Annotated in this window: 9 protein-coding genes; 6 read left to right on the top strand and 3 right to left on the bottom strand. The window is 60.2% G+C overall.

Annotated elements, in window-relative coordinates; translation table 11 throughout:
* Positions 1 to 34: 34 nt before the first annotated feature.
* Positions 35 to 673, bottom strand: a complete 639-nt coding sequence (gene msrA / locus L0Y14_RS00765; protein ID WP_006475564.1) for a peptide-methionine (S)-S-oxide reductase MsrA — start codon at positions 671 to 673, stop codon at positions 35 to 37.
* Positions 674 to 799: 126 nt separating this feature from the next.
* Between msrA and L0Y14_RS00760 the strand changes: the two genes are divergently transcribed.
* Positions 800 to 1,360: an LEA/WHy family protein gene (locus L0Y14_RS00760; protein WP_081417726.1), complete on the top strand. Its 561-nt coding sequence runs from the start codon at positions 800 to 802 to the stop codon at positions 1,358 to 1,360.
* On the opposite strand, the gene L0Y14_RS00755 is transcribed toward L0Y14_RS00760, so the two are convergent.
* Positions 1,298 to 2,314, bottom strand: a complete 1,017-nt coding sequence (locus tag L0Y14_RS00755) for a response regulator (RefSeq protein ID WP_006475565.1) — start codon at positions 2,312 to 2,314, stop codon at positions 1,298 to 1,300. The two genes, L0Y14_RS00760 and L0Y14_RS00755, sit on opposite strands and share 63 nt — an antisense overlap.
* A gap of 232 nt (positions 2,315 to 2,546) precedes the next feature.
* Here L0Y14_RS00755 and metH point away from each other — a divergent pair, with 232 nt between their 5' ends.
* The gene (gene metH / locus L0Y14_RS00750) at positions 2,547 to 6,266 is read left to right on the top strand and encodes a methionine synthase (RefSeq protein WP_240991721.1); all 3,720 of its coding nucleotides are present in this window, start codon (positions 2,547 to 2,549) and stop codon (positions 6,264 to 6,266) included.
* Between the two features lie 7 nt (positions 6,267 to 6,273).
* Here the strand turns inward: metH and L0Y14_RS00745 are convergent, their stop codons facing one another.
* Complete coding sequence (locus tag L0Y14_RS00745; RefSeq protein WP_005961395.1) at positions 6,274 to 6,639, bottom strand: diacylglycerol kinase; 366 nt, start codon at positions 6,637 to 6,639, stop codon at positions 6,274 to 6,276.
* A gap of 487 nt (positions 6,640 to 7,126) precedes the next feature.
* On the opposite strand from L0Y14_RS00745, the gene L0Y14_RS00740 reads away from it, so the two are divergent.
* Genes L0Y14_RS00740 through L0Y14_RS00725 form a run of 4 tightly spaced genes read left to right on the top strand, consistent with a single transcriptional unit; the run spans position 7,127 to position 10,195 of the window.
* Positions 7,127 to 7,837, top strand: a complete 711-nt coding sequence (locus L0Y14_RS00740) for a prepilin-type N-terminal cleavage/methylation domain-containing protein (protein ID WP_006475567.1) — start codon at positions 7,127 to 7,129, stop codon at positions 7,835 to 7,837.
* Between the two features lie 3 nt (positions 7,838 to 7,840).
* Positions 7,841 to 8,338 carry a hypothetical protein gene (locus L0Y14_RS00735; RefSeq protein ID WP_040820001.1) on the top strand — a complete coding sequence of 166 codons (498 nt, stop codon included), beginning with the start codon at positions 7,841 to 7,843 and terminating at the stop codon, positions 8,336 to 8,338.
* Between the two features lie 4 nt (positions 8,339 to 8,342).
* Positions 8,343 to 9,635: a hypothetical protein gene (locus L0Y14_RS00730; RefSeq protein ID WP_006475569.1), complete on the top strand. Its 1,293-nt coding sequence runs from the start codon at positions 8,343 to 8,345 to the stop codon at positions 9,633 to 9,635.
* Positions 9,632 to 10,195 (top strand): hypothetical protein, encoded by a 564-nt coding sequence (locus L0Y14_RS00725; RefSeq protein ID WP_005961391.1) that lies wholly within the window; start codon positions 9,632 to 9,634, stop codon positions 10,193 to 10,195. The genes L0Y14_RS00730 and L0Y14_RS00725 overlap by 4 nt, the downstream gene beginning before the upstream one ends.
* The last annotated feature ends 8 nt before the right edge of the window (positions 10,196 to 10,203 follow it).

The raw sequence follows: 10,203 nt of genomic DNA, 5'->3' as shown, positions 1-10,203 counted from the left end.
ACCTCACGGCCAGGCTGACTTGAGCCAAGGTGGCTCAGCGCCGCGGGAAGCTGACCCCGGTACCGCCGAGGCCGCAGTAGCCGTTCGGATTCTTCGCCAGATACTGCTGATGGTAGGCCTCGGCAAAGTAGAAGTTCGGCGCTGCGATGATCTCGGTGGTGATCGGCCGGCCACCGGTCTGAGAGAGGGCATTCTGATAGACTCGGCGGGACGCCTCCGCCAGCTGCTGCTGGGCCTCTGAGTAGGTATAGATGCCCGAACGATATTGAGTGCCCAGATCGTTGCCCTGACGCATGCCTTGGGTTGGATCGTGAGACTCCCAGAAACATTTGAGCAGCTTCTGGTATCTCAACTTAGCCGGGGCGAATACCAACCGCACCACCTCATTGTGGCCGGTCATGCCGCTGCAGACCTCTTCATAGCTGGGATTCGGGGTATATCCGGCTGCATAACCCACTGCGCTCGAGAAGACCCCCGGCAACTCCCAGAAACGCCGCTCTGCCCCCCAAAAACAACCGAGCCCGAACATGGCAAACTCCAGCCCCTCAGGAAATGGCCCCCGCAGCGGATTGCCCAAGACAAAGTGGTTGTCCGCCACTGCCATCGCCTCACGCCGTCCGGGCAGAGCCTCCTCGGGCTCTGGCATCACTGTTTTTCGACCTAAACCAAACATTACCTGCCCCCACTGCTGCCCACACTATAACGTCATTCGGTTCGCCGGAGTCCGGCAGAAACCAATGATTATCTAAGGGAAATCCCGGCTTCACCGGGGTCCTGGCGACAAGGCATACTCTGAGGCATGTGGAGATTCATCACACCCTGGCTGCGCCTGACCAGCCTGATTCTAGCGCTGGCGGGCTGGGGCATATGTTTCGCATCCCCCCCTCTCCCCACGGTCTACTTAGAGGGATTGCAGGTGGAGAGTCTGACCGAACCCGCGCACCTCTACCGCGTCTCCCTGGCGCTAAGAAATCCGGGCAAACTACCGCTACGGCTGCGCCGCTTCAGCTATCACCTGGATCTGAACGGGAGTCGTTTCTGCGAGGCGGAAATTCCGCTGGCTTTTATCCTCAAACCTTACTCCATCCAACGTCTGACCGCAGTGACAAGCAGCGATCTATTCAACATCGTCGGCCACTTCGGCAAGGTCATGTTCAACCGCGATCTGCCTCTACAATACTCCCTTGAGGGCAGCTTCCAGCTGGTTGGAGAGGCGAGAGAGATTCCGGTCTCTGCGGAGGGCCAGATCACTATCGAATACCCCAGAACGCCCGGCATTGCACCGGACCCCAAGCCTTTAAAGCAGCAGAAAACCAGCGATCAGTCCGACCAGAAACAGGCCACCCCCGACCATCAATAGACGCCGCCGGCCACTACCGCCAGCCGCCACCGCCGACACTGGCATCGTCTTGAAGCGCTGCTCAAAAAGCTCCTCGGCCACCTCGGCTGCAGTGTTTTTCGCGACCTCCCGGGCGACCCGGGTCGCCGTCTCTGCGGCGTGGGCATCGATAGAGCCCTCGGCCACACTGCGGATCTCTTCGATCATCTCGCCCTTATCGGGCACCTGACGGAGCACTTCCTCAAGCAACTGTTCGCGCCCGGGCAACTGACTCGTCACGCCACGCTTGAACACCTCCAGCTGTGCTGCGATCTGCTCTGAAAAGACCGCCCACTGCTCGCGAAAATGGGTGCCAATCACCTCGGCCACCACCCGATCGTTGAGCTTGATGACGATCGCTTCCACGTCCCGATTCACCTGCTCGATGATCTCATCACGCAGCTTGTCGATATTGACATCCAATGGCCGCTCTTTGAGACTCCGCTCCACCGCCTGAGCCGCCAGGTCGCCAACCACCTCTTGGGCGATCTGACGGGTGGCGCGTCGCGCGATGCTGCGCACCTCCTCCGCCGAGATAGCAAAGCTCCCGTGCACCCTCTCGCTATCCCTGGGCAGCTCCCGCACAGGCTCCACCACCGGCGTGGCAGCCACCGCCGACGCCGCCTCGGTGGCCTGATCGACCAGCTCGATGATCTCCTGCAGCCCCTCCCTGGTGGGCGGTTTGGTCATGATGCCGACCGCACCATGGGACTCCGCCGCCTCGGCATAGCGTTTGCCCTCGTTGGCAGTGCACATCACCACCGGGATATTGGTCAGACGCGGGATCTTCTTGATCGCAGCGATGGTCTCCAGGCCATCCATACCATCCATGAAGTAGTCAACGAAAATGGCATCGGGCGTGATCGTCTCCAACTGTTCCAGTGCCTGCTCACCAGACTCGGCCATGGTGACATTTTCGAAGCCACTCTTTTTCAATAAGCGGCTCAATACGATTCGGGCCGATTTGGAATCATCTATCAGAAGGGCTTGTCTAGCCAAAATACTCACTCCCAATCCATCAGGTTGGTTTCCAGGGTGAAAGACACCGCGGCACCACCACCAAATTCCGCGAACAGCATCTAAGGTAAGGGGTGCTGCTGTCGCCTATATCATTCCAGGGATCTATAATCCCCAACCTTTTAGACTACGCTTAGCGACGTGAATCATTATGGCTGGCCCAATTATGGACAATATTACCCCGGAACTTGAATCGATACTATGTGAACGGATTCTCATTCTGGACGGTGCCATGGGCACCATGATCCAACGCCACAAGCTCACGGAAGAAGATTATCGAGGTGAACGTTTCACCGACTGGCCGAGCGATCTGAAGGGCAACAACGACCTGCTGGTACTGTCTCAGCCGGAGCTGATCCGCAACATCCACGAGGAGTACATGGAGGCCGGCGCCGACATCCTCGAGACCAACACCTTCGGCGCCAACCGCATCTCGATGGCCGACTACGACATGCAGGAGCTAGCCTACGAGATGAACGTCGCCGGTGCGCGCCTCTGCCGCGAGGCGGCTGACAAATATGCCACACCGGAGAAGCCACGTTACGTCGCCGGTGTACTCGGCCCCACCAATCGCACCGCCTCCATCTCTCCCGACGTCAACGACCCCGGCGCGCGCAACATCAGCTTCGACGAGCTGGTAGAGGCTTACGCCGAGGCGACCCGCGGCCTGATCGAGGGCGGTGTCGACATCCTGCTGATCGAGACCATCTTCGACACCCTCAACGCGAAAGCAGCAGTTGCCGCCTGCGAGCAGGTATTCGATCAGGACCAGCTGCGGCTGCCGATCATGATCTCCGGCACCATCACCGACGCCTCCGGCCGTACCCTCTCTGGCCAAACCACCGAGGCCTTCTACAACAGCCTGCGCCACGCCCGCCCGATCTCCATCGGTCTCAACTGCGCCCTCGGCCCGGAGCTGATGCGCCAGTACGTGGAGGAGATATCACGGGTCGCCGAGTGCTACGTCAACGTCCACCCCAATGCTGGCCTGCCCAACGAGTTCGGCGAGTACGATCTGGGTCCCGAGGCGATGGGCCAGCAGATCGCCGAGTGGGCCGAGGCGGGCTTTCTCAACATCATCGGTGGCTGCTGTGGCACCACGCCGGCACACATCAAGGCGATCGCCGAGGCGGTGGCAGACCAGGCGCCCCGCAAATTGCCGGAGATCCGCCCCGAGTGCCGTCTCTCCGGCCTGGAACCCCTCAACATCGGCCCCGACTCACTCTTCGTCAACGTCGGCGAACGGGCCAACGTCACCGGCTCTGCCAAGTTCAAGCGGCTGATCCTCAACGAGGAGTACGAAGAGGCCCTCGACGTCTGCCGCGCCCAGGTAGAGAACGGCGCCCAGGTGGTCGACGTCAACATGGACGAGGCGATGCTCGACGGCGTCGCCGCCATGCAGCGCTTTCTTAATCTCTGTGCCGGCGAACCCGACATTTCCAAGGTGCCGGTGATGATCGACTCCTCCAAGTGGGAGATCATCGAGGCGGGGCTGAAGTGTGTGCAGGGCAAACCCATCGTCAACTCCATCTCCATGAAAGAGGGGATCGACAAGTTCAAGCAGCAGGCCAAGCTCTGCCGCCGCTACGGCGCCGCAGTGATCGTGATGGCCTTCGACGAGGAGGGCCAGGCCGACACCCAGGCGCGCAAGGTGGAGATCTGCACCCGCGCCTATCAGATTCTGACCGAAGAGGTAGGCTTCCCAGCCGAGGACATCATCTTCGACCCCAACATCTTCGCCGTCGCCACCGGCATCCCAGAGCACGACAACTACGGCGTCGACTTCATCGAAGCAACCCGCGAGATAAAAGCCGCCTGCCCCCATGCGCTGATCTCCGGCGGCGTCTCCAATGTCTCCTTCTCCTTCCGCGGCAACAACCCGGTGCGCGAGGCGATCCACGCGGTGTTCCTCTACCACGCGATCCAGGCCGGCATGGACATGGGCATAGTCAACGCTGCCCAGCTGGCGGTCTACGATGACCTGCCCGCCGAGCTGCGCGACGCAGTGGAAGATGTGGTCCTCAATAAAGATCCTGAGGCGGGCGACCGGCTGGTGGAGATCGCCCCCAACTACGCGGGCGACGTGGTCGGCGGCAACAAGGTGGAGGATCTGGAGTGGCGCAGCTGGCCGGTCAACAAACGGCTGGAGCACGCCCTGGTAAAAGGCATCACCGAGTATATCGACACGGATACCGAAGAGGCGCGCCTGGCGGTCGACAAGTCCCTGGAAGTCATCGAAGGCCCACTGATGGACGGCATGAACGTGGTCGGCGACCTATTCGGCGCTGGCAAGATGTTCCTGCCCCAGGTGGTCAAATCGGCCCGGGTAATGAAGAAGTCGGTGGCCTATCTGGAACCCTTCCTGGAGGCAGAGAAGGCCGAGTGCGGCGTCCAGGCCCAAGGCAAGATCCTGATGGCCACGGTGAAGGGCGACGTTCATGACATCGGCAAAAACATCGTCGGCGTGGTACTGCAGTGCAACAACTATGAGGTGATCGACATCGGCGTGATGGTACCCGCCGACACCATCCTCAAACAGGCCCAAGAGCATCAGGTCGATATCATCGGCCTCTCCGGCCTGATCACCCCGTCGCTCGATGAGATGGTCCACGTCGCCAAGGAAATGAAACGCCTCCGCATGAGCCAGCCGCTGATGATCGGCGGTGCCACCACCTCCATCGCCCATACCGCCGTGAAAATCGAGCCTGAGTATGACCACCCGGTGGTCTATGTGCCCGACGCCTCCCGCGCCGTCGGCGTCGCCAGCAACCTGCTCTCCAAGGATCTGCGCGATGACTATATCGCCGACCTGCGCCGCTCATACGAGGATGTACGCGAGCGCCGCGCATCCAAGAACGAGGCCCGTAACTTGGTGCCAATCGAAGCGGCCAGAGCCAATCCCGTCGCCATCGACTGGGACAACTTCGTCGCCTGTGAACCCAACAAGTTGGGGGTCAACGTCATGGACGATATCCAGCTCGAGCTACTGATCGACTACATCGACTGGACCTTCTTCTTCCACGCCTGGCAGCTCAAGGGCCGCTATCCGCAGATACTGGAAGACCGGGAGAAGGGCGAAGAGGCGAAGAAACTGCTCGCCGACGCCCGCGAGATGCTGCACAAGATCATCACCGAGAAGTGGCTGACCGCCAAGGCGGTCATCGGCCTGTTCCCGGCCAACGCCGTGGGTGATGACGTTGAGGTCTATGGCCTTCAGCCAGCAGCAGGCGAACAGAGGCGCCCCATCAGCACCCTGCACTTCCTGCGCAAGCAGGGCAAACAGCCGAAGGGCAAGGCCAACACTTGCCTGGCCGACTTCATTGCCCCGAAAGCGAGCGGCCACAGCGACTATATCGGCGGCTTCGCCTGCACTGCAGGTATCGGCATCAACGACAAGATCGTCGAGTTTGAAAAGGATCACGACGACTACAGCGCCATCATGCTCAAGGCCTTGGCCGATCGCCTCGCCGAGGCCCTGGCCGAGTGGCTACACGAACGGGTGCGCCGTCACTACTGGGGCTATGCCGCTAACGAGAAACTCAGCAACGAGGAGCGTGTCGCTGAGAAGTACACCGGCATCCGCCCCGCCATGGGCTATCCCGCCAGCCCAGATCACACCGAAAAGGATATGCTCTGGGAGCTGCTCGACGTGGAGAAGAACACCGGCATCTGGCTCACCGAGGCCAAGGCCATGGTGCCCACAGCAGCGGTCAGCGGACTCTATTTTAGTCACCCCGACAGCCACTACTTCGCAGTCGGCAAGATCAACCGCGACCAGGTCGTAAGCTACGCCGCCCGCATCGACATGGAACTGCAAGAGGTGGAACGCTGGCTGGCGCCGAACCTGGCCTATGAGCCGGAGAGCAACTGATTCCGCTTCAAACCAGTAGCACCAATCCCCAGGTCATCACCACCAACAGCAGCGCCAAAAACACCGCGGCAGAACCCTGATCCTTGGCCCGGCCGGAGAGTTTGTGGGGCTCGTCACCGATACGATCGACCACATTTTCCACTGCGCTATTGAGCAACTCCACCAGCAGCACGATCAGCAGAGAGCCGGCCAGCAGGGCCTTTTCCACCCCGCTGTCGCCCAGCCAGAGGCCGACCGGAAGCAGCGGCGCCAGCAACCAGACCTCCTGACGAAACGCCGCCTCATGACGATAGGCGGAGGCAAAGCCCTGCATCGACCAACGGGTCGCATTGATCAAACGCCGCAGGCCTCGATTGTTTTCCGGTTTAGCCATGGCACATCCTTGTACCAGCTTCCTTTATGAAAATCGACACGGCCACAGCTGCACTCAGGAGGTTGCCCTCACCGGGAAACCTCCATGCTCAATCGGCCCGTTGGGACACCAAAGAACGTCCTTACTACAGAATTTAATTCCAAATCGTGCACTTCTAGCGCGCTCTTTTTTGTGACGCAACAGCCCCCAATAGTGTGACGTACAGTCACTTTTTACGTGATGCAAGTCTCTGATAATAAAAGGGAAAAAAATTCTTAATGGGGCATTTCCTGAGTATTTTTCCGGTAAAAAATAACTCCTAATCTCGCCGTTCCGCTTTTTCACCAGAAAATGGGCACCCGTTCCCATTACCACTCCAAGTTGTCCATTGCAGGCAAGACCGGCTATTCACAAAATGATTCCGTCATACCGCCAACGCCAAAGTTCTTTTGGCAAGCCGTGCGACAAACAAAGGTCCAAAGCAAAAAATTTCTTGAGGAGTCATCACATGAGCAGGCCGAACATCCTGGGTTCCCGCCATCGCAGCGCGGGTTTCACCCTGGTCGAGATATCCATCGTCATCATCATCATCGGCATCATCCTGGGTGCTGTTATCAAGGGTAAGGACCTGGTCCGCAGTGGCGACCAGAAGAAGCTCTTCAACGGCTTTATCAATGACTGGATGGTCACCTACCAGAACTACTACGACCGCACCGGCTGGATCCTTGGTGATATCGCCAATGACACCAACGCCCCCGACGCCAACAATCTGCGCGACGGTTCGGTGGCTGACGGCATCACTGAAGAGAACATCCTCAATCAGCTACGTACTGTCGGCCTGCTGACGCCACCACTGGGCGCCACTGGCAGCACCATGCAGCGCCGCTATAGCTCCGCCGACGGCACCCAGTACACCATCATGCTGACCTTCACCTCCGCCGGCAGCTTCGGCAACGTAATCCGGCTGCAGGCGAAACAGGGCGCTGCCACCTCCGCCATCCCCACCGATCTCGGCATCGCACTGGACCGCATCATCGATGGCGAGGCCAACGGTCAGGCCGGCAACTTCCTCTATGTAGAGAATGTAGCCGGCGGCGCTGGCACCACCCCCACTGTGGCCAACTGGCCCGCTGCATTTGAGACTGGCCCCGTCACCAAGGTCAATGTTGCTCTCGGCCCCGACGCCGGTGCTGCCGCTGTTCTGCGTCTGAACCTGTAAGCCATGTCTCCCCTGCCCCTGCTCCTTGGCCTGTCGGCGCTGATCGCTCTTCCTGCTGCGACTCACTATGCAGTAGAGGGGTGGTTGCGCCAGGACGCGGCGAACCAACGCCTTGCCACCCTCAACGAGTGGCAGCGCCAGACCGAACAGTCGCACCGGCGGCTCGCTGCCCACCAAGCCTTCGTCGCACGGGCGAAGGCGCTGCTGGACAAGGCCTCAGCCACCGGTGCTACGCCGCAGAGTTGGGAGCGTTTTCCGGTCAGCCTGCAGCGCGAGACAAGCTGGGACCTGGTCTCCCGCCTGCTCGCTCAGGCAGACCATGGACCGGCCTTCTACTACAAGCCCGAATACCTGCGGGTCGACATCACCGCAACTCGGGATGAGGTAAAGAACAAGGCGACCATTTTAGGGGCCAAGATGGCCGATAACAGTGAGATCAACACCCAGGAAAGCACCGCCACCGTGACACTACGTGGGGCCTTTCTGGTACGTACGAGATAATCCGATGGCGCGGCACTACCTGATCGACCTCAACGACCGCCCGATGCTGCTGGAGAAACGCAGCCTCCGCCCGTTCAACGATACCAGCGAACTCGCGCAGGATACCGCCTGGCTGATCCAGCCGGAGAACGCGGTCAGCCAGGTGCTGCGTATCGACGCGCCAGCCAAATATGCCGAATCCCTGATCCGCCGCCAGCTGCAGGAGAAGGGCGAGATGGAGGAATCCCCCTACATCATCACCCACTGGAAGCGCAGCCGCGACAAGACCACCACAGAACTGCTCTATACCGCAATTCCCACCAGCACCTATCTACGTTATCAGGAGCGGCAGGCAGCCAACCATCATCACCTGATGATCTTCTCCCTCTATGAGGTGCTCTGGCAGACCCTGCGCCAACTCAAACGCAAGGAGCCGGTGGCCCTGGTGCTGCTGCATGACGGCAATGCCGAACTGCTGGTGGGCAGCTCCACCCGACCGCTCACTGCCGCCACCATCTCCGCCTATACCGAGACACCTGACACCCAGGAGCTACTCTGGAACTCTCTTGCCCAGGAGCTGCGCAGCGCCGAAGAGAACGAACATATCAAGCTGCGCGAACTGATCTTTCTGCACTGGCTAGAAGATGAAGAGAAACTGGAAGAGCACGCCGTCGAACTCACCGAGCGACTCGATGCCACGGCACTGCTGCTCCCCTCCGAACCCCTGGATACCGAACAGGGTCCGCGTCAGGCATCGCTGCCACAGACCCTGAAGCTCTTAAAACCCCGCCATGGTCTCTCAACCACGATGGGATTGGCGGCCAAAACAACCCAGATGTCCCTGCCCCTGAGCGCGGTCAGCGGACTGATTCTCGCTGCCGGTCTTGCGATCGGCGGTCAGATGCTGCACGTCAGCGCAGACAACCGTACTGCCGAGGCAGACCATCTACAGACGGAACTCCGGCAGCGGGCCTTACCTCCCATCGAGCCGGCCCCCGATTATCAGAGCACCCTCGACTTCGCCCAAGAGCTCGCCTGGGTACGCATCGCCCCCTCCTACCGGCGCCTGCTGAGCGAGCTCTCTTCTGTGATTCGTGAGGGGCAGCGGATCGAGAGCATGAGCGCCGAATATGGCGAGAGCAATATCAGCGTCTCCCTCAGGGGCACCCTGAAAAAGGGATTTCGCGAGGCTCAGGCGGCACAGCAGGGGCTTCTGCTCGACCTGCGGCAACTAGGCTACCGGATTGTCGAGCGCAACTTCACCACCGATCTGGACCGCTCACGTTTTGAAATCAAGATGGAGCGGCCACTGCAATGAGACTCAAATATCTCCCCCTGATCCTCTCCCTGCTGTTCAGCCTCTCGGTGATCTTCAGCGCCGCCTATGCCTATTGGCGTCTTGAGCAACCTCGCCAGCTGGTACAGATCAAGCTACCCAAGGCCCCCAACATCCCGCGCGTCAAGCCAACCGTAATCGCCGACCTGGCCCAGCTGGAGCCGCGCCTGGCGCGTCTGGTGACGCCGAAGGCTCCCCCGCGCGGCCCTGCCAACCTGATGGCTTTCGGCTACCAGCGGGTCGCCCGGACCTATCCGATTATGGATGCGCCCAAGGTTGAACTGCCATCCCACTACAGCCTGTCGATGACCTTCGTCTCATCAAAACGGCGCTACTGCGTCATCGACGGCCGCTTCTACCGTCAAGGCGAGACCCTGCCGGAGGGGCCCCGTGTCGAGAAGGTGCAGCCAGAGGGTGTGCTTTTAAGCTGGCGTAATGTCAGCCACTGGCTGCAGAAAGGCGTGGGCATGGAGACCACCACACTTGAAAGCGGGCAGCTATCCCAGTCCTGGACGGAAAACCCAGCGGAAAACCGACTATGAGCACGAAC

The sequence above is a fragment of the Candidatus Endoriftia persephonae genome (genome assembly GCF_023733635.1).
Taxonomy (GTDB): domain Bacteria; phylum Pseudomonadota; class Gammaproteobacteria; order Chromatiales; family Chromatiaceae; genus Endoriftia; species Endoriftia persephonae.
Note: the sequence above shows the minus strand (reverse complement) of the source record. Positions and strands in the feature narration are given on the sequence as shown.

Excerpts from the sequence above, each read along its gene's own strand:
- msrA (WP_006475564.1), bottom strand. The coding sequence starts at position 673 with ATGTTTGGTTTAGGTCGAAAAACAGTGATGCCAGAGCCCGAGGAGGCT.
- L0Y14_RS00745 (WP_005961395.1), bottom strand. The coding sequence starts at position 6,639 with ATGGCTAAACCGGAAAACAATCGAGGCCTGCGGCGTTTGATCAATGCG.
- metH (WP_240991721.1), top strand. The coding sequence starts at position 2,547 with ATGGCTGGCCCAATTATGGACAATATTACCCCGGAACTTGAATCGATA.
- L0Y14_RS00735 (WP_040820001.1), top strand. The coding sequence starts at position 7,841 with ATGTCTCCCCTGCCCCTGCTCCTTGGCCTGTCGGCGCTGATCGCTCTT.
- L0Y14_RS00760 (WP_081417726.1), top strand. The coding sequence starts at position 800 with ATGTGGAGATTCATCACACCCTGGCTGCGCCTGACCAGCCTGATTCTA.
- L0Y14_RS00730 (WP_006475569.1), top strand. The coding sequence starts at position 8,343 with ATGGCGCGGCACTACCTGATCGACCTCAACGACCGCCCGATGCTGCTG.
- L0Y14_RS00740 (WP_006475567.1), top strand. The coding sequence starts at position 7,127 with ATGAGCAGGCCGAACATCCTGGGTTCCCGCCATCGCAGCGCGGGTTTC.
- L0Y14_RS00725 (WP_005961391.1), top strand. The coding sequence starts at position 9,632 with ATGAGACTCAAATATCTCCCCCTGATCCTCTCCCTGCTGTTCAGCCTC.